This window comes from Falcatimonas sp. MSJ-15, assembly GCF_018918265.1.
Lineage (GTDB): Bacteria > Bacillota > Clostridia > Lachnospirales > Lachnospiraceae > Falcatimonas.
On record NZ_JAHLQC010000014.1, the window covers coordinates 65391 to 85892 of the forward strand.

The 20502-nt window shown below is 40.0% G+C and carries 20 protein-coding genes; 2 read left to right on the forward strand and 18 right to left on the reverse strand.

The genetic code is table 11. The features are described 5' to 3' along the window. Nucleotides 1-107: 107 nt before the first annotated feature. The 8 genes from KQI85_RS11640 to KQI85_RS11675 all read right to left on the reverse strand — a co-directional run bounded on the left by KQI85_RS11640 (nt 108) and on the right by KQI85_RS11675 (nt 7298). The gene (locus tag KQI85_RS11640) at nt 108-1001 is read right to left on the reverse strand and encodes a CPBP family intramembrane glutamic endopeptidase (RefSeq protein ID WP_216576255.1); all 894 of its coding nucleotides are present in this window, start codon (nt 999-1001) and stop codon (nt 108-110) included. Nucleotides 1002-1111: 110 nt separating this feature from the next. Further along, entirely contained in the window at nt 1112-1876 is a 765-nt protein-coding gene (locus KQI85_RS11645; protein ID WP_216576256.1) for an ABC transporter permease, read from the reverse strand. Next, the gene (locus KQI85_RS11650) at nt 1866-2792 is read right to left on the reverse strand and encodes an ABC transporter ATP-binding protein (RefSeq protein ID WP_216576257.1); all 927 of its coding nucleotides are present in this window, start codon (nt 2790-2792) and stop codon (nt 1866-1868) included. The genes KQI85_RS11645 and KQI85_RS11650 overlap by 11 nt, the downstream gene beginning before the upstream one ends. 26 nt (nt 2793-2818) lie before the next feature. After that, complete coding sequence (locus KQI85_RS11655; RefSeq protein WP_216576258.1) at nt 2819-3700, reverse strand: hypothetical protein; 882 nt, start codon at nt 3698-3700, stop codon at nt 2819-2821. A gap of 32 nt (nt 3701-3732) precedes the next feature. After that, on the reverse strand, nt 3733-4872 hold the full coding sequence (locus KQI85_RS11660) for a ThiF family adenylyltransferase (RefSeq protein WP_216576259.1): 1140 nt from the start codon (nt 4870-4872) through the stop codon (nt 3733-3735). 277 nt (nt 4873-5149) lie between these two features. Then, on the reverse strand, nt 5150-5863 hold the full coding sequence (locus KQI85_RS11665; RefSeq protein ID WP_216576260.1) for an ABC transporter permease: 714 nt from the start codon (nt 5861-5863) through the stop codon (nt 5150-5152). 4 nt (nt 5864-5867) lie between these two features. Beyond that, nucleotides 5868-6599, reverse strand: coding sequence for an ABC transporter ATP-binding protein (locus tag KQI85_RS11670; protein ID WP_216576261.1), 732 nt, complete (start codon nt 6597-6599; stop codon nt 5868-5870). A 72-nt stretch (nt 6600-6671) separates the two neighbouring features. Continuing rightward, nucleotides 6672-7298 (reverse strand): TetR/AcrR family transcriptional regulator, encoded by a 627-nt coding sequence (locus tag KQI85_RS11675; RefSeq protein WP_216576262.1) that lies wholly within the window; start codon nt 7296-7298, stop codon nt 6672-6674. Nucleotides 7299-7675: 377 nt separating this feature from the next. Between KQI85_RS11675 and mobC the strand changes: the two genes are divergently transcribed. Beyond that, nucleotides 7676-8017, forward strand: a complete 342-nt coding sequence (gene mobC / locus KQI85_RS11680; protein WP_216576263.1) for a plasmid mobilization relaxosome protein MobC — start codon at nt 7676-7678, stop codon at nt 8015-8017. Next, entirely contained in the window at nt 7966-9336 is a 1371-nt protein-coding gene (locus KQI85_RS11685) for a relaxase/mobilization nuclease domain-containing protein (RefSeq protein WP_216576264.1), read from the forward strand. Before mobC ends, KQI85_RS11685 begins: the two co-directional genes overlap by 52 nt. 46 nt (nt 9337-9382) lie before the next feature. Here KQI85_RS11685 and KQI85_RS11690 read toward each other — a convergent pair whose 3' ends face one another. The 10 genes from KQI85_RS11690 to KQI85_RS11735 all read right to left on the reverse strand — a co-directional run bounded on the left by KQI85_RS11690 (nt 9383) and on the right by KQI85_RS11735 (nt 20501). After that, complete coding sequence (locus KQI85_RS11690) at nt 9383-10498, reverse strand: PDDEXK nuclease domain-containing protein (protein ID WP_216576265.1); 1116 nt, start codon at nt 10496-10498, stop codon at nt 9383-9385. Between the two features lie 196 nt (nt 10499-10694). Further along, nucleotides 10695-10904: a transposon-transfer assisting family protein gene (locus KQI85_RS11695; RefSeq protein ID WP_371820614.1), complete on the reverse strand. Its 210-nt coding sequence runs from the start codon at nt 10902-10904 to the stop codon at nt 10695-10697. 1 nt (nt 10905) lies between these two features. Further along, complete coding sequence (locus tag KQI85_RS11700) at nt 10906-14937, reverse strand: YodL domain-containing protein (RefSeq protein WP_216576266.1); 4032 nt, start codon at nt 14935-14937, stop codon at nt 10906-10908. A 217-nt stretch (nt 14938-15154) separates the two neighbouring features. Further along, nucleotides 15155-15571 (reverse strand): winged helix-turn-helix domain-containing protein, encoded by a 417-nt coding sequence (locus KQI85_RS11705; RefSeq protein ID WP_216576281.1) that lies wholly within the window; start codon nt 15569-15571, stop codon nt 15155-15157. 126 nt (nt 15572-15697) lie between these two features. Beyond that, on the reverse strand, nt 15698-16018 hold the full coding sequence (locus KQI85_RS11710) for a DUF6033 family protein (protein WP_178869328.1): 321 nt from the start codon (nt 16016-16018) through the stop codon (nt 15698-15700). 328 nt (nt 16019-16346) lie between these two features. Then, the gene (locus KQI85_RS11715) at nt 16347-16763 is read right to left on the reverse strand and encodes a DUF5301 domain-containing protein (protein ID WP_178869326.1); all 417 of its coding nucleotides are present in this window, start codon (nt 16761-16763) and stop codon (nt 16347-16349) included. Between the two features lie 35 nt (nt 16764-16798). Next, complete coding sequence (locus KQI85_RS11720; protein ID WP_216576267.1) at nt 16799-17296, reverse strand: hypothetical protein; 498 nt, start codon at nt 17294-17296, stop codon at nt 16799-16801. 64 nt (nt 17297-17360) lie between these two features. Continuing rightward, the gene (locus tag KQI85_RS11725) at nt 17361-18308 is read right to left on the reverse strand and encodes a hypothetical protein (RefSeq protein ID WP_216576268.1); all 948 of its coding nucleotides are present in this window, start codon (nt 18306-18308) and stop codon (nt 17361-17363) included. Nucleotides 18309-18429: 121 nt separating this feature from the next. Beyond that, nucleotides 18430-19062, reverse strand: a complete 633-nt coding sequence (locus KQI85_RS11730) for a hypothetical protein (RefSeq protein ID WP_216576269.1) — start codon at nt 19060-19062, stop codon at nt 18430-18432. Between the two features lie 149 nt (nt 19063-19211). Continuing rightward, the gene (locus KQI85_RS11735; RefSeq protein ID WP_216576270.1) at nt 19212-20501 is read right to left on the reverse strand and encodes a sensor histidine kinase; all 1290 of its coding nucleotides are present in this window, start codon (nt 20499-20501) and stop codon (nt 19212-19214) included. Between the last annotated feature and the right edge of the window lies 1 nt (nt 20502).

The following is a 20502-nucleotide window of genomic DNA, read 5'->3' on the forward strand; positions in this document are numbered from 1 at the left end:
ATTTTTCTGTATACAAAAAACGTCCTCGCAGGCACACACCCACAGGACGTTGTTCATATCTGGTATTTATTTTTTCTACATTCTTCATTCCACTTTTAATCAATTTTCTATTTATTTACGTATTGCAATCTTTTATATAGCACAGCTATAATAATGCCGCTTGCCAACACTATAGCTGTCAACAAACTTCCTTCAATTCCAAATGTGCCTCCGCTAAGCACTTCACAATCATTAGTTTCAAATGCAAATACGTTTTGTGATTGTGCCATTCCTGATACATTAAAACCATAAATATTTCCTTGTATAAAATTCCACATGCTATGTATTGCACTAATGCCCCAAATATTTCCAGTTTTCAATAAATAGATTGACTCGAATATTCCAAATAATATCAAATTTAATAAAGCAAGTACTTGAAATCCATTATTGAAACCATGTGTTAATCCAAATAAAATAGAATTAACCATCACCGCTACAAATATGGTATTTTTTCTGATTATAGATATCATGAAAAATCCACGAAATACTAACTCTTCGTAAAATCCCTGCAATAAAAATCCGCCAAGAAATAAGAATATACTTATTTTATCCAAATTCACATTGAATCCATTAAAAATAAAAGTATTGAAAAGAACTCCCATCCATACTATGGCTGATATCAGCATGGCTCCTACACACGCACCTTTTATATACTGCTTGCATACATGTCTTTTCATAAAACCCATACTCATAAAAGTTCTTTTTTCAATGCAGCAACAATACAATACAACCAAACCAATTCCCAAAGCACATTCATATAATTGAATAAGCATGGATATCTCTTCGTTAATCACCGACTTCTGAAATAATGCAGCTTTTATTGCCTCCCCCGCAAATACCATTATCAAATTTATAGGTGTAAGAACAGCCAAGAATTTCAATATTTCAATCCAAACCCTATTTCCTCTTCCTGTTTTTCTTACCTCATCAACCAATGTAATATTTTCCTGTTTATATAACATAACTTTTTCCTTTTATTCTGATATAAAAAAGTCACAGAATCCAGTAATATACCATTTTCATATCCCGACATTCGCATAATTCGTTATATTATTTCCGCCGAAATACGTTATCATTCTTTTTTTGACAATGCACAAAGAGAAAGAATAAATGCAACGACAGCCCAAAAAACAACTACTATCAAATCTAACAGACTTATAGACTTCGTCACAAATAACGCAGACCTTATTAAATTACTTATAGGAACAAATGGCAGCACATTATAAATATACATAGACCACTCCGGGAGTCTTTCCGCTGGATATGTTATCGGTGAAAAAAGCAGTCCACCTATCATAATTACCTGTGTTGCCAATGCCATTGCACTAGGTGGAAGCCAGTAGGCAATACAAAATCCGATACAAATCAATGTAAACTGTGTAAGCAATATAATCAGGCAACTTTGTCCCGTTATATTTAGATTTATATCAAAACGCAGTACAGAAGCAATACAACCCATAATCACGCCTGGAACTGATGCAATTCCCCATATGATAATATCTGCTAACAAAATAATGTTTCTTGAAACTGGAAGCGTTCTTTGATATTCAAATATCCCATTTTGTTTTGCCTCACTTACAATCTGTGGTGCTAAAACACAGCCGACCGCAATCATGCCTAAAGTCAGTGCCCCGGACGATAAATAAACAACCGATGTATCATCAAGCTGTGGAAGAAATAGTGCCATTCCACATATTATTGCAATCGCAAATGCAGCCTGTGCCACACTGAATACCGGCACCAGATATTTGTGTCTTATCAGGCTCCAGAATATCACTCCTTTAAGTTTTGTCAAATAAGATGCCTGCGGTTTTGATAATGTTTCTTTATTCTGCATCTATCATACCTCCATATTGCATATCCAATGTTGCAGATGTAAGCTTATAATTCAAAACTTTTCCCTGTCTTATAAGCTCCATCAGCCAATTAACAGCATTTGAAACCTGATTTTCAGACAAGGTAAGCACCAACTGCATTTCATCTTCTCTGTATTCACTGGTTTCGGCATCCGGTAGATCGTGCAACTCGTCCGTATCATGCAGGGATACTATCATTACATTTGAAACAAAGTCATTACTAATAACAGCCGTAGAAACATCACGAATTATACGACCTTTATTCAGTAAAATATATCTGTCTGTATACTGTTCAACTTCAAGTAGATTATGGGTGACAACAAAAATCATATGCCCCTCTTTTGCTAGTTTTCTCATATACTGCCATGTCAACTTACGTCTTATTGGATCAACATCATTTGTGGGCTCGTCAAGCAGAATTATGTCTGATGGGTATGCCACTGCCATTGCAAAAGAGGTCAGTCTCTGTAAACCACCGGATAATTTATTTCCTGTCTGGTCAGCCCACTGCTCAATATCCAAATCCTTTAACACTTGTTTTGTGCATAAATGCACCTGCTTTTCAGATACTCCTTTGATTCTCAAAATAGATTCTATGGACTGCCTTAGTGTTACTCCTTCAAGCGGAGCATGAAACTGGGGCATTATTGATACCAGTTCTCTCGCTACTTTTGAATTTTTTACCAATGATATTCCCTTATAAGTAATATCTCCACTGTCAGGTTTGGCATTACCTATAATCTGATTCAGCAGAGTTGTTTTCCCCGCGCCATTATGTCCAATAAGTGCGGTGATTTCAGAAGGATGCAGTTCTAATGAAATATTATCATTGGCTTTTATCTTCCCTCTTTTATATGTTTTACTTATTGAATCAATAATTAAATTATTTGCTTTCATAAATTACCTCTTCTTTGTTCTTAAAATTAAATAAACAGGTTAGCGTATATGCTCAATACAAACGGGATACCCCAAAAGACAACTACTGCTATCTCGACAAGCACTCCAATTACCTGAAACACTTTCCATATCAAGACATCCTTTTTATAAGTAAAATCAGCATCATTCTCATTTCCCAGTGCAATCACAGGATTATCTAACAGAAGCATAAGTATCAAACGCCCATCCGTCTTTCTGTGAAAACGAAACTGCCATAATATTCTTACCCAAAGGATCGACGCTGCCGCCAAAATAATCCAACTGTCATTATATAATCCCAGTATTGAACAAATACATAATATCAACAAATCGGACATTATTCCTGCTGACACGGCAGCCACTCTCCCCAAAAACGACCACACCCATATATGTGTCATGTTAACTGTAGCCATAGACTTTTTTAATACTATCTTTACCCCACCATTCCGCTTTTTCCATGTGTTTGCATACAGCATATGCAACAGTTCGTGAATCATTGTTGTAGCAATCGAAAATCCTATCATAAATATGACCGACATCCACATTGGAACATTGGCAGGTATCATTCTGTTTCCAAGCGGAATCCCGGAAAATGGAATAGTCATTAACACACCAAGCAATGCCATGACTGATATTATAAATACTCCCTGTCGTAACAGATTCCACTTTTTCCCTGTCGGTTCTTCCGGAATAACTGTATCCGATAACGCATCAACAAAAAAACCGCTATCCTTAAATACGGAAATAACGCTCTCGTCAAAATTTGCTAATGCGTTACCGTCCTGACTTATGCACGTTGCAAATTCCTCTTCTACTACCAACGGCTCAGAATCAGCAGCCAAAATTACATAATTGCCATTTTTTAATTTCCTGGAAAATATTGTTTTCAAAGTTATATTTGCTTCCATCTTACACTCTGAGCCTACTTTCTATTTTCATAATATTGAAATATCTCCCAGTCCTCCTTTTTCCCTTTTCCGCAGGTAGGACACTTCTCTTTGTAACGTTTCCATGAAGGATGCCTAAATGAAGAACCATCTTCAAAATTGATTTCATATTGTGTTCCCAGACTGCGTGGCTCTGCATATCCCGTTATCACGCGCACTGCTTCATCAACAATCGCTGCTGTAAGCTGAAAAATTGCCGGTGCATATGCTATAGTTGGTGGAGCAAAATCTATTTTTCTAAAAGCAACAAATTGCTCCACAAACTGCGGATCATTCATACTATAATGAAGATTTAAGCAGTCAAAACAACCTGTTACTCCAGGAATGACTGTAAACACTCTTCCTCTGCTTACCTGTGACGCTCCAAACACGCAAGGCACATTAGCTTTCACAATAGCTTCATTTACTATTCGCTGTGCAACAAACGGAGGCTCATCTATCGCACATATTACAAGGTTCACACCATCTATCACATCCAGTACATCCTCCGGCTTTTCTATCTTCTTATTGTATGCCTCAATCTCAATATCCTTATTCATCTCAGAAATTGCCCTTGCCGCTGCTTCTGCTTTAGGTGTACCAATATCTGATTCTTTATATAAAAGCTGTCTGCCTAAATTACTCTCTTCTACATTATCATAGTCCACAATTACAATTTTCTTTGGACCAAGTCCTGCAAGCATTGTAAGTATATTTGAACCGCCTCCGCCTAGTCCCAACAAAAGAATCGTTGTTTCGCTAATTTTTCTTTGTGGTGTATATCTATTACCACCACTTCCTATATACCTGCTAAAATAATTTATATTGGGCATATATCGAACCGGTACATCTGTTTCTTCCTCTAAAACTTCTTCTACAAATCCCTCATTGTCCAAAAGTTGTATTCCATCGATCACATCTTCCACTGTTAACTCTGGAAATACCTCTCGCACCTCTTCTATGACTGTCATAACCGGTCTGCCATCAAGCCTTGATGCCAATTCCCATAACTGCCCCTCTGGATCCCCAAACTCTGCTGTAATTCCAAGTTGTGCTCCAATCCTGAATTCCTGACTGTTTAATCTGTACAATGGATAGATTGGCTTAATTCTTGGTCTGTTATATAATGTATCCATAATTATCACTCTTCTCCTTTTGCAAATTCTCGTATGTAGCACCAAAGACAAACTGAAGACTCATTTTGTCTCTTGGCACTACCAACCTACCGGATCGTCTTAGAATACGATCCACCATGCTGTTGCATCAACCTTAACAGCACGACGAACTGTAATGTTTTTCATAGTTTCACCTCCTCCCAGTCATACTGAATGCCCCACTACTGGTAACATTCTTTATATGTATACATTCCTCTGTCCCTATTTAAGAGTATACAAAAGAATGTGATACACTAAATTAAATTTCCATTTTTCCTGCCTGACTTAACATGCTCTCGACGGCTAAAAATGTAATAATTCCCATACCAGCCAAAAGCAATATCATCGCTACTCCAGAAAAAAATGTCATAGCTGCTATCTGACACATTGTGACCATAATAATGCAGGATGCAACTATTGTTGCAATAACAGACTGCTTTCTGAACCCAATCCAGCTCGAAACAATACCACAAAATGCAGCAATCAGAGCATAACATACTAAATATATACTACTTGTTAACATAAGTCCTAATCTTACAATGTCATTGCCAATTGGAACGAAGCTTTCTGTTATCATGAAAACTGCGAGTACTATTGCTCCACTTATCAACATCGAACCAAATGTAAATAAAAATACTAATAGTATCTTGGTTTCCATTATTTTTTTTCGACTTATTGGATATGAAAATAATAAAATTGCTTTTTTCCCTCGATATTCATCCACAATAAACTTTGATGACATCGTTGCCGAGATTACAGAAAAAATTCCCATCATGACTACCAATGTCAGTCCTATTACAAAATTGTAAGAACTAAATAATTCTGCATCGCTATCCCCTGGATCAATTTTGGGTATTGCTGCCATTAAATATATAAAGCCCAGTATAAAAAAAGTGCTTACCGCAACAGCAATTTGATATGGTCGTAAGCTATTTCTTTCCAATTCCAGAGAAAATAATCTGTTTATTTTCATATACTCACTCTCCTTGAATCACTTTCATAAAATAATCTTCCAGTCCACCGGCATTTTGTTGTGATATATCCTGTGACTGAACCTCACGCACAATTGTTCCATTAACCAAAAAACCTATATCATCCGCAACCAATTCTACCTCAGATAGAAAATGACTGGACATCAAAATTGTGACTCCCTGTTCTGAAAGATTACGAAACAACTCTCTCATATCTCTTATTCCAACTGGATCCATTCCGTTTATTGGTTCATCAAGAATTAGTAAACTTGGTTCATGTACAAGTGCTCTCGCAATAGCAAGCCTCTGACGCATTCCCAGCGAAAAAGTAGATACCTGCTGATCTGCCGAATCCTTCAACCCGACTTTTTCCAATATATTTTCAATTTTTTTGTCAGCATCTTTGCAGTCCATATACTCTGAATGTATTTTTAAATTCTTTCTTGCTGAAATGTGTTCATAAAAAACCGGAGTTTCTATTAGACTTCCTGTTCTGGCAAGAATTTCCAAGCTTTCATTTTTACAGTCCATTCCCAGAACTGTTGCCGTTCCCTGCGTGGCTGATGTTAATCCCAGCAATATCTTAAATAGTGTTGTCTTTCCCGCTCCATTTTGTCCAACCAAACAATATATCCTTCCTTTTTTTACACTCATATTGCAGCTATTTATAACCGTTTTTTTATTATAAGACTTCGATAAATTATTTGTTTTTACAATATATACATCTTTAAGTTCCATTTATTCCTCCTTTTCATACATTCCGAATGTATGTATTGATGTAAAAATAAAATAAAATTGCATAATACAATTTTATTTTATTTTTACATCAATCATCGATAATATTTGGTCGTTGAATAATGGCACACCCATACGCTCAAACATCTCTTTTACAAACATCACTTTATGTTGCATTTCTTCTTCTGATGCTGGAAATACAGATGGCATTAGCCACAATTCCAACAATGGCAGGATTTCTGCCAATTCTTTCGGATACTCCGTACTAATAGAACCATCTTCAATGCCTTCTTCAATCAGTTTATAAAACTCTGGTGACAGGTATTTTCTTTGTGATTCTATCATTCCAGCCAATATACGAGGATTCTCCAACAGTGGAATCGTATTTTTTGACAATGTGGCTCGTTCTGAATCTTCCCGATTTAACATCATAGCTTTCTGAATCTTCTGTAATCCATTTAACTCGTTCTGTTCTTTGACTACATTGAAAGGATTATTACCCAAAAACATCTTATCGCCCAAAGCATTTATAATCTCCTCTTTGGATTTAAAATGATGATATACTGCTCCTTTGGTTAATCCCCCTAAGTTATCAACAATATCTTGAATTGTTGTTTGCTCGTATCCTTTCTCTAAGAAAAGCCTTTGTGATACTTCCAAAATCTTCTCCACTGTTAATTCTGGATACTTATTTCTTGCCATATTATCTTCACCTGCAATAAATACATTCGTTACGTATGTATTTATATCATTATTTTTTCTCCCTGTCAAGTCTTTTCTAGTTCTTTTATAACTTTTTTTGTAGAATAGCAAGCACTGCCTGTGTCATGACACAGGCGAAATCCCCCACACTTTCCTATCGCCTGTGTGGTTGAATTTCCATAGGGAAGTATCCCTAACCCTCTCTCGATTTTTCTTCAGTTTTCCGGTGGAATACCTTGACCTTTCCTACCGTCTTTGCTACAATTTGCTATGGGTAATTACACCCAAAATTGAATAAAACATAAAACAGACTGTTGTAAAAATCGAACATTTTACAGCAGTTTTTTTGTACCCAAATTTAGAAAGGACGTGGCACAATGGCAAACCGAAACCGCACTAATCCGGTGCAATTTTATCTCAGTGATGATGAGCAGTACATTCTCAATACCAAGTTCAAAGCATCCGGCATGAAAAGCATGTCAGCCTTTTTACGCAAACTGATTTTATATGGATATGTGTATGATGTCGATTACAGTTATCTGCGAAATTATAATACAGAGCTTGGACGAATCAACTCAAGTCTGAATCAGATTGCAAAGCGGGTAAACAGTATCGGAAACATCTATCAGGACGATATGAATGAAGTAAAGGAGTTGATGAATAAAGTATGGCATACACAAAAATCCATGCTATCAAAGCAACCGTTGATAAAGCAATAGATTACATCTGCAATCCCGACAAAACAGATGAGCAAATCTATGTTTCATCTTATGCGTGTGCGCCAGAAACAGCAGCGATTGACTTTAAGTACACCCTTGACCATTGCCGGGAGAACAGTCCTAACAAAGCCTACCATCTGATACAGGCTTTTGCTCCGGGAGAAGTCAGTTATGAGGAAGCTCACCGCATTGGAAAAGAACTTGCTGACAAAGTTTTAGAAGGGAAATATTCGTATGTCCTCACCACACACATTGATAAAGGGCATGTTCATAATCACATCATATTTTGTGCTGCTGATAACATCGAGCATAACAAATATCACGACTGCACACAGACCTACCACCGCATCCGCCACCTGAGTGATGAGCTGTGCAAGGAACACAATCTTTCCGTCATCATTCCCGGCGGTGAGCGTGGCAAAAAATACAAGGAATGGCAGTCTGATCAGAATGGTTCGACCTGGAAAACACAGCTAAGACGGGACATCAATTTCTGTATCAAGTCGGCTTCCACTTATGAAGAATTCCTGCTTCTGATGCGGGCAAAAGGTTACGAAATCAAAGGGGAAACTTTTGGAGAAGATGCCGCAAAATATATCTCTTTCCGCCCTCTCGATAAAGAGCGTTTTGTGCGTGGCAGTGCGAGGTCTTTAGGGAAAGAATACATAAAAGAACGTATCCGGGAACGCATTGAAAAGAAACGGGAACGAAAGGCAGTGATCCCGAAAAAAGATTACTCTGCCCGCAGGATCATTGACACCTCGGATGAGAAATTCCAGAACAGTCCCGGACTGCAACAATGGGCGGCAATCGAGAATTTAAAGACCGCCGCACAAAGCTATAACGAAGCCGGTTCTCTCTCCGATCTGGAGCATAAGATTACTGTAAAAACCGAAGCCGGAAGATCTGCCAAGCAGAGCGTTGTGGAACTGGAACACCACATGAAAGACCTTGCGGAAATCATCAAATATGCCGAGCAGTACAAAACCAACCGCTCCTATCACATCGCCTACAAAAAGTCAAAGAACCCAGAGGCATATTTCCGCCGATACGAAAGCCAGCTCATTCTATATGGCGGTGCACGACGTGTACTTGAGCAGACTGGCATAAACTTAAAAGGATTGAATGTTGATAAGCTAAAAGCGGAATATCAGGAACTAATGAAACAGAAAAATGAACTGACTTCCACCTACAAGAAATGTGAAAAAGATGTTCAATCATTAAACCGAAAACTGGAAAATCTGAATCAATACCTCGGTCAGACACAGCCCGATCCGGTGCAGGCACAACAGACCAAAAACAGAAATCACAGCTTATAAAAATGGGGGAGAATCCTATCCCATAGATAGCACTCTCCCCTCTGAATCAATTTTGTTCTTCATCTAACCATTCTTTTAATTTTTTCTGTAACAGTTTCTTATCCGGCAAATATAATTTATACTCTTTTGCATAAATATTAGCATTTTCCGGAAGTGTCAAATCTACCAGAGCCTCATCACTTTGCTTGCAGAGTAAAATACCTATTGTTGGATTTTCTCCCTCAATTTTTTCATAGCGATCATAATAATTTACATACATCTGCATCTGTCCTAAATCCTGATGTGTAAGCTCATCAATCTTAAAATCAATCAAAACATAACACCTTAAAAGCCTGTTATACAGAACCAGATCAACATAAAAATTTTTGTCATTAAATGTAAATCTCTTTTGCCGCTGTTCAAAGAGAAAGCCTTTTCCTAATTCAAGAAGGAATTTCTGCATTTTTCCTATTACGGCTGATTCCAAATCACTTTCATGATATGATGCTTTATCCTCCAGTCCTGCAAATTCCAATACATATGGCGTATGCAAAATATCTTCCGGTTTCTGCGGAATAGCTCCTTCATTTGCCAATCGCATCACATCATTTTTATCCCTGCTCAGGGCAAGTCTTTCATATAAACTGGAATGGAATTGTCTTTTCAGGGTACTTACATTCCAGTTAGACCGTATTGCTTCCTTCTCATAGAAATCTCTTTCATCCTTATCTTCTATACGCATAAGAATCTGATAATGCGTCCAGCTCAACTTAAATGGCATTTTTTTATATACCGTCTCTAATTGTCCAATTCCTGATTGGACAATTCCAAAAGCCTGTTCAAATTGTCCAATTCCCGATTGGATAATTTCATTCTCTCTGTCTTTGTAAGCCATATAGAACTGCCGCATTCCCGCAACATTACTTCTTGAGAAACCTCTTCCGTATTCTTCTGTCAAATATGATGACAAGGAATCCAGGACTTTTGCTCCATACTTAGCTCTTTCTGCTCCCTGTTGTTCCTGCTCGATAATATATCTTCCAAGCAGAAAACTGGTAAGAACGGTAATTGCATTTGCCATTTGTCCCATATTACTTCTGGCACTGTCAATCAGCTTTTTTGATTTATCAAATAAATTTTGAAATTCGTTACTTTCTATTATTTCTAATTTTTCATTTTTCACACTAGAACCTCCAAACTGTCTATAATTGTCAGGTATTTTCTAAAATAGAAACATTCATTTTTCATCTGATCTCATGACTCATACCGAAATTATACCTTACCCCATGATTTTTCTCAATCAATTTTACATGTCAAAAATTTGCCAAAATAAAAAAGCAGGCAGCCAGCCATTGCAACCGACTACCCACTCGCTACCGCTATTCTTCTACCGCTTCTAATGAAATTTCCGCAAATTCCTTATCCGTCATGCCATCTAACTTTCTCAGCATCTGTCCCGCAAGATCTTCCATATCGCTGTCCTTTATGTGCGGCATTATCCGTCTGATTTCTTTCATCATCTCCATTCTATTCTGTGCCTCAAAAACACACATGAAATTGATTTCTTCTACTGTGAATTTATTCATCATCCTACATCTCCCTATGTGAATTTTTTGATTTTTCCAGTTCCTTCGTATCCTTATTGTTTCCCTGTGTTGCTTCCTTCTGCTTGGCTGCCAGTCGCTCCTTTAAGGAAGAACGTGCTTCCGGTTTTTCCTGCTGTTCTTTCTTTTCTTCCTCACGATTGAATTTCTCCACGCCATTGTTGAGCCTCTCATCAATCATGTTATAATTCTGCTCCTCCAGTTCCTCAATCTTAGCAAGCGGCTTGTATTCTGCCAATTTCACAAGCAGTTCCTTTGCCTGCCTTTCACTGTCCTCGTCTATCCCCTCGTCAATAGATGCCTGTAAGAAAATACTTAGAGGTTTCACATTGCCAGTTCTTATATCATCAGCAATCATTTGTATCTGTGATTCTCTGTCTGATACCGAATCTCTATATCCATATGTATCAATCTCATAAGATAGCTGATCAAGTTCTGCCGCAAGTGCCTGTATTTTCTGCTCTTTTGTTTCCCGGTCATTGACCTCTTTCTCTGGAAAGGCTACAATCAATTTCTTTAGTGCGTCCTGCACTTTCGGAGTGTCCCGAAGCTCCGGTGTGTAATTCAGATAATCGACATCAATACACTTTCCACTCAAAATGTCCGCCTGCTCATCTTCCCATTCTTCTGTTCCCTCGATGTGCATATTCACACCAATCGAAGGGATACCGTTCATCCGGGACGGATCAATGGCTTGATAAATCTGAATGGCTTCCTCAATCGTTTCTATCCCCTCATGATATTCTCCCATATTGTGAAATTCGCCACATTCTGCCACTGTAAATGTCATATGGACGGTCTCCGGCTCAATAACAGGTTCCTTTGCCAGTTCCGTATGCTCTACCGTTTCCTGTTCCAGCTCCTGTGTTACAAACTGGGTGTTGACCTGTTGCTGCTGTGCCTTCTCCTGCAGGTAAGTTTCCACCTCCGGAAGATAAGTCTCCAATGTTCCGGTTCTGCTCTCTGTAATCGGGTTAATATCCACCTGAATACCAGCGATATAAATGCTGTCCTCATGTAGCATATTGAAAAGGTCATCTTCTCTGGTTGAGCCTGTGTATTCCACAACTACATCCAAATCCGAATTTTCCTGCTCAATACCTCTGCATCGGCTTCCGGATACCACCACATCAACAATCTGTGCATCCAGTCCATACTCGTCTATCTGCGACTGTACATAGGCATATACCGTTTTTTCTATATCGTCCGCACTCTGTCCGTCCAGACTATGAAACAATTCTTCTGTCTTTGCCCGGAAATCTGCAACCACATCCAGATTGTTCTCTCTAAATTCTGCCTGCTTTGCTTCCAAATCTGCCTGTTCCACTTCCTCGGCTTTCTCCGAAAGTTCCTCATAATCTACAATTTCAACCTCTGAACCAGCATATACTTCGCCCTGCAAATACTCGTCACGATAATATTGCTCGGTCACAACTGAAAATCTCGGTTCCTTCAAATCTGCAATCACCATATCCATTGCCCTGCGAATGGTAATATCCGGATTGTCATAAACGCCGCCATCCAGTAAATGGTACTGCTCATTCAGAATGGAGTAATCGTATCCCTCATCACATTCATGCATGAGGATATAACGGTCTGCGATATGAACCGCAAGCTCCGTCTCTATCTCATTTTCCTTTCCCTCCAGTGTCAGCATGAACTTCGGCAGTTCTGTAAATCCAAAAGAATCTACAAAGTGTGCGCTGTTTTCTCCGTTCTCATGTAATACCACAATATCGCTGACCGACAGGGAATGTGCCTTGTAATCTGCCGGATGATCAATATTGAGCTTTGTATAGATTGCTTCCAATGTTTCCGACTGCGTCCGTCCCTGCAATTCTGACAGTTCGCCCAGATACACCAGTTTGTAATTTTCCGGCAATCCCGCATCAAAATTGTCCTTGGTTATTCCCATACGCTTCAGGCTTTCCGTTCCCTCAAAACGGAACTTGTTCAGTTCGGGATTATCCTTTAACTGGTAAATACCGTATTTATCGGTATTTCCATATAAAAGCTGTGTTTCCCTGTTGGAATCACTCTCTGATAATTCTTCCTGCATCATGAGAAGTTTCCGTTCATTCTGCCAGTCCCCTTTTTCTATTCCGCACATTCCATCATGCTCTAAAATCTGTTTTCTATCAGCTACAGTACTCTCGGAACCATCCGTATGCAAAAGATACACAGGCAAATCATGGTCAAATAGTTCCAATGCCCTCTCCTGCGTAAGCGGAAGCATTTCATTCCATGTATAGCCATACTCCTGCATTTCAGATATTCCAACCATGCTATCCGGAAGTGCGTCGATTTCTGCCTGTGCATCAACCATTGCTAATGCAACATCCTGATTTCCATCCACTTCCTGTGCATAGATATGTTCTGCAAGCTCCCTTGTTTTCTCCACATTGCTCAGCTTATAAGCATAATTTACAATCAGATTTCTTTCATCATCGGAAAAGGCAGGCTGTCCATGCTCCAACCGGTTAATGATATGCTCCGCCTGTTGCATGACAGACAATTCCTCCGCATCCGTCAGACCTGCATCAAAATCGTATTCATAATCCCAAAAGTCCGGCATATTTCCATTTAATTCCTTACTACTGGACGCAAGTAACGTGATTTCCGCTCCCTGTTTTTCCATATATGAAAGGTAATTGCCATCCCATTCTTTTTCATCAAGAGAAGCCATATCTTTGAGCATTTTTCCGACATCATCCCTCAACATATTTGTGATTTTCAAAACCTCCCATTCGCTTTCAAAAATGGAAGCGAACTTAACAACCACATCATCGGCATTGATCGGCTCCATTGCCTTATCATAGACCGCCTTTCTCTCCTTCATATCAATCAGCTCATCTGTATCTGTGTTATAACGTACATCCAGATGATACTCTCCGTACTCTCTGGAATCCTGATTGCCGATTTCCGTTGTCCATGCACCCCTGCTTTCCAAATACGCCTGTATGCTCAGCTTGTCATCGTCTGTCATTTCTGACAATGCCTGCATCAGTTCCAGTCTGTCCATGCCATATACATCAAGCAGGCTGAACTCTGAAAGATCGGTATTCTGTATCAGAAGAATGCTTTCCTTTGTCTGTTCCTGTGATACTTCCCTGTCCCTTTGCAATTCCTGTAATTGTTCCTCTATCCCGGTAATCAGTTCCGATGCTGTTTTCCGTATCGTATCCATGGAAGATCTAAGTTCTTTGGTGTCTCTTCCGCTGCTCCATCCTGCAATATACCCAAAAGAATAATCAGAGGTGTCTATACCAAAATGCTGACAAACGGTATATGCCACACTCTCCGCTTCCACTTCTTTGGTATTGCGGTCTTTTCGCATCTGCTCATCCTGCTCCACTTCCTTGCTGTGCAGCTTGGAATGAGCCACTTCATGAATCATGGTCTTTAAGGTCTGGCTCTCACTCATGTTTTCCTGTACCGCAATCCGCTTTGCTACCCTGTCATAATAGCCTTTGGAATCTCCGGCTATCTCCTCCAGTTCAATCGGTACTGGTGAAATGGCTTCTATCGCTTTGATCATATCCTGATAGCCTTCCACATCTGAAAGAAGTTCTTTTGCTGCAAGTTCCGGTATCGGCTTTCCGTCTGTCTGCGCAACATCAAAAACAGACACCGCACGGAATGCCGGAATTGTTATCTCGACTTCCTCTTTCTGCGGATTTCCGTCCTTATCAAGTAGAAGTTCCTGTGTGACCGGATCAATCTTATCTCTCTCCTCTTTGATTTTATAGGGTGCCGGTGCAAGGATACGGATTGCCTTTTCCCCTTTATTTACATGACGCTCAAAATTCTTCTGCCAAGCCTTGTATCCAGCCACTAACGTAGCGTCAGGCTTTTGCATCGCAATTAACATAGTATTGTTAAAGCTGTAATTATGAAATTTTGACATGGTATTCAGATAGGTCTTGTACTTCTCGCTTTCAAAAAGCTCCTTGATACCCTGCTCCAGCTTCTCCGTTATTTCCTGTACTTTCTGTTTTTCTGTTTTAGCGTCTGCCATTATATTTCCTCCATCTGCTTATTTTTTACATGACAAAAGGCAGCCATATTGACTGCCTTTGCATAATTACGATATTCACTTATAAACCTTTATCATTACTGCCCGTATTCGTTTTGATTTCTGCAATGTACTCCTGTCTCCTTTCTGCTCCTGTCGCTGTAAATGTTTTTTACAAATAAAAAAGACAACTAAGATTTTGTTTCTTAATTGCCTGTTTCTATGCTATTAAATTTTTATTGAACCGATAACCAACTCCCCATACCGTCTGTATGTAGATCGGCTTGCTTGGGTTATCCTCTATCTTCTCCCGAATATTCCGGACATGGCTCATGACAATGTTGTAATCGCCGGAATAAGATTCTTTCCAAACAATATCATAAATCTGTTCCTTGCTGAACACTATTCCTAGATGCTTTGCAAGAAGCTTCAAGATTTCAAACTCGGTATATGTAAGCTCTATCTCTTGATTTTTCCGAATGATCACACGTTGAACCTCATCTATCATAAGACCTTTGAAATTCAACAAATGATTATTTAAACCTGACATCTGAGTGATTTCATCTCTGGTATTTATAAACGATAATATGCGGTTCATCATAGCATCCTCATTATCCTCAAATGTCAGAACTAGCATTTTCCCATACACATCACCTGCCTTATTACTTTTATCTACTACTGAAGCTCTGTTAAGCAGAAAGACTATCTATTGTGTATACGGCAGAAAATATTCCTTGCGGATACATCAATCCCCAAAGCATATTTAGATACTATAGTCAAATCTGCTTCCATTTTCAGGCGTTTTTTCTGCTTTCACATTTTCCCAATCCACTGCTTTTATCTTTTCAATCAGTTCCTCCAAGCTGTCTGCCCAAACAGAAGTCCTTTTGGTATCCGTACTGCTTTTTGCATAATTTTGAAGTTCTTTCTCGGCTTTCTTTTCCGCAGCCTTTTTCTCGGCACGTTTTTCTTCTCTGGCTTCCTCAATGTGTTCTCTCTGTTTCGCACTGGATTTTTCCAATTCTGCGAAGAAGCTTGTTGTACCATCGTCATGGAAAGCAATACCGATTTTGGTATTTTCCATTTGAAACATGTACCTTCCATATTGGCTTAAAGTGTAACAGCGTCTACATATCTTCCATGCTGCTGCCTCTCTAATAGGGCCGTATCTTACCATTTACACATAAAAAATGAGTGTACTACATCTACATCCATTGTGTAACGCAGCACACCCGCCAAAATGTATGTATCGCTTTCATTTGCTGTCTTTAATATAAGTGCTGGAAATTTCCAACGTCATCCTGCCAGTTCCCTTTTATCGTTTGTGTACTATTGGTTTTCTTCATGTGGTGCTTTCGTTCTGCCAGAAACCGGAAAAACCTGCCCATCTAGTTCTATTTCCTGCTATCACATTAAGAATCAAGAGATTCCAGCAATTCTGTTATTTTTCCACCAAGCTCAGAAGCAGGCATATATATACCCTGATATGGCTGTTCAACATACTCTTTTCCATTCTCCTCATAAAAGAACACTGTTTTTACTGAGCCATCAGAACAGTTAAGATTTATAGTTATATACCCTTCAACATTTGGGACATCATTTATACTCGATTGGCTTGTTGATTCCATATCCGTCAAAATAGTCATAATATCTGCCATCCACTGTTTATCAATAGAAGTAGCAGTTATATCACCGCTTACAACAGAAATAGAAGTCAAATCTCCCAATTCCGGCAAAACAATAGGATCTGCTACTTTCTGTGAAGAACAAGCGGAAAGTAAAAATACGACAATCAAACTTATAATGTACAATGCTATTCTTTTCTTCATAAAAATATCCTCTTTTCTAATCTTCCAATCATAACCTATGCCCTCGCGTCAAATCTGCCCTGCACTCCCATCCCGGATTTTATCTCCTGCCTTGCCGCATGGTACGCATCATAGTAGGCAGCCTTCAAAGCCCCGTGTACCTGCGTTTCCGCTTTCGACTCCTTCTCATGCCAGCCCACGCCCGCCGTGTAGGTCAGTATCTCGTCACCGTTTTCGTCATACACATGGATGGCGGAACTCTGGAACTTAGCTTCATACGGCTCCCCGAACAGGAGGCGCAACCACCGCTCGTCCGCCTCCCGTATCTCCTTCATATCTACTTTTCCCATCAGCGCCGCCCTGTCCGGCGCGACTTTGGCGACCTCGCTTTTCCGCAGGGCGAGGAACTTATTTCCCATATAGACGTTCTTCGCCGCATCCTCCCTGGCGTATGCCGTAATCGTTTCCCGGAGACAATCCGATAATTTCCAGTCCTTCTTTCCTGACCTTTGAATGCCCGTCTGATGGCTTTTTGTTATTCCTGTAATATCCATTTTTCTCTCTCCTTTTTACCGAAACGCTGGGAATACCTGCACTGCCTTGTCAGGCTATGGCTTATCAGTTATTCAGATATCCCTGCTTTTCCTCTTCATCAGACCATATCCGCTCATAGCGGCTGCCAATGCTATCAAACACATCCTGCCATGTGGCGAACTTCTGCATTTCCTCAATGCTGCCCCTGTTGTTCTGCCGCCAGTCAAAAACCGCCTTATAGGTATTTTCCGAAAACAGGACGCTCCAGTTGTTCTTATAATCTGCATTGTCGTTATAGGACATCCCGTTAAAGCCCATAGAGACAATGCCATCCTTCGTGTGCTGCGCCAGCCCCTTTATCTCCAGATCAGCCCATATGTAAGCGGCATTCTTATCGTGGATCAGATTGGGATATTTATTGAAGTAGGTCTCCGCAAGAGCCTCATACCTTTCCCTGTCTGCCTCACTCTGCAAAAGGACTTTCCCGCCGCGGCCTTCCTCACCATCCCGCACCAGATACTGCAGCCCTGTGCCGGAATGTGTCTTTAAGGTAAATCCCTGCATTTCCTCCGTTTCCAGCGTTTCCACGCCCATGACATTCTGCAGGACATCTTTCAGCTCGCCGTCCAATACCATAGCATCATAACTCATGGTTCCATGCTCCGAAATCAAAAACTGCTTGCCTGTTGCGCTGTCCTGCCTGACCTTGATATCAGAATAATCAAAAGCACCTATCCTTTCTCCTTGCTTATTATAGATGTCAAAGCACCCCGCCTCATTGTCCGGCACAATCCTGTAACTCTCGGATTCGTATGTTTCATAGGCAGGCTTCACATTGCGTACTGCCGAAGCCACTGATGCATGGTACGCATCCAATGCAGATGTCCCCACACTGGCTCTTTGGGAAAGAACGCTACCTGCCGTATCTGCACTGTCCATCTTGCTTGCAAAGCCTGTTCCCGAATTATTTCTCTGTGTCCTTTTTGCTTCATACCATGCGGGAGAACCCGCCCCTATTCCATTTACGCTCATTTCCTTTAATCCTCCAATTATTTTTATTATCACGGTTCCTCTGTCGTTCAGAACCACCCCTACACCCTTGCAGTCCACAGAGGCAAAGTTTTATGCGCCTCTGCAGAATTGGGTGTAAAAATTATATCTGTATATCCAGTGAACTACCCGAAGATGGTGCTTTTGTGCCTGTTGCCAGATCAGACTGTATCTGCTGATAAGATACAGTTCCCTTTGCGTTTTCTCCATACTCCTTTTTCAGTCGTGCCAGTTCATCATTATAGATAGATGTAAATACACGTGCCCTTGCAAATTCTTCCTCTGTGCTTATGGCTTTCCAGTTCCTTGATTCAGGATTGTAAGACAATGTTTTATTTCCATTGTTGTCCCAAAACATACAAGCCGCATTCATCTTTCCTCCTGTCTTTCTCATGCTTGATTCATAGATGGCTTTTCTGTCCGGGGAAACTGTCTCACCATGCTGCATACATAACTTTCGGTATGCCGCATCATCCCGCTTCCCAGTAGCAAATTCCTTCTGTGCAAGTTCCTTTATGGCTTCCTCAAACTCTTCCTCCGACATTGCAAGCTTATCACGTTTCGTCATAATATTATCCCAATTCGGTTTTGTGAATTGAATATCAACCGGCTTGAAACGCAGTGCGAAATTTCCATAATCACATTGAGCTAACGGATTATTGGGATTTTTCTTATTGCCAAACATCTGCTGCACCATGTTGGCATACTGTGAATAATTGCCCCTTGTTATCTGCATATTAAATCCTCCTTGATTAATATAATTATATGCCTGTTTTGTCCTACGCAAATAATTTTTCGCTTCATAAAATCTGTCGGCAGATGCACCCTCTTTTTAAACCCGGACTGCACCAAGTAACTATTTATTGCGCCAAATGACCATAACATTTAAAGCATCACCACCGCTTGGAACTTCTCTGAGTCACATGAAATGACAAAGTCTCCGCCGTATTTATCCACTACAGCTTTTACATTCGGCAGACCGATGCCATGCATCCCTCCATTGGAATCCAGCACGATGCCATCCGTGATTTGTACTTTTTCCACGACAGGATTCTTTACAGAGAGAATAATTTTCCCGTCCTCCTGAACCAGCTTGATGTGGATGACGGCTTTCCTCCCCGCCTTTACGACCTTTACACACTCATGAATGGCATTGTCCAGAAGGTTGGACAACAAGATGACCGTTTCCTCCTCGTCCAACCGCATTCCACTCATGTCGCCTACCTTGAATATCATGGAAATCCCCTGCTCCCTTGCTAAATGAAACTTTTGGTTCAGGACTGCGTTCACGACAGGATGGTTCGTATTGACCGCTGACATCTCCACCAATATACTCTCCGTCAACCGCTCGGCAAGCATAACGGCTGCCTGCGGATCACCTTCCTTTATCAAAACTTGTATGGTTCTTATCTGGTTTTTATAATCATGCATCTTTCTCCCCTGCCGCTCATATACTGTCTGCATATCCCGGTAATATGCAAGCTGACTTTCTTTCTTCTGGTCTGTCAGCGCACTTTCCCGTAGTAGTTCTCCCTTTTCAAGGATGTCCTTCATCAGCTCCATGACAAGGAAATTCATCACAATCAATCCTACCGTGAAGAAAAGGTAGGATGCTTGTACCTTTTTGTCACTGCTGTAACAGTAATACATGAGCAGCATAGCTGTTACGGTAAACAGCGGCATCATGCCAAATTTCCACCATTCCTTATGAGAAAGCCCCTCATAGCTGTTCTTTCCTTTCCATATTTTCCTCAATATAAAAATCAAACAGACCCAAACCAATTTTGCAGGCAGAATCAGATAAGTAACTTCTGAAACATACATTTCATTCTTAATAATCAATATATTCTCGATTTGTAATGACAGGAGGTCTGCCAAAAATAATATCGTATAATTCAAACTTGAAAAGAAAATGCAATGTTGCCAGTCTGCCCAATAATACACCTTGCAGAATACTATATGAACCAAAATTACCAACAACGCCTTGATTCCCATTGAATCAAGGTATTCTCCCAGGAACGATACGGTCACAGTAGCCAAATACAAAGCAATATACCTGCTCCTCTCCAGACGCCCCATTCTCTTTCTTTCCATAAAGGTATCAAAAAAATACACACTTCCCCATGTCTCTATCGCCATGAGGAAAAACGAAAGTAACCACATTCCTATTTCCATA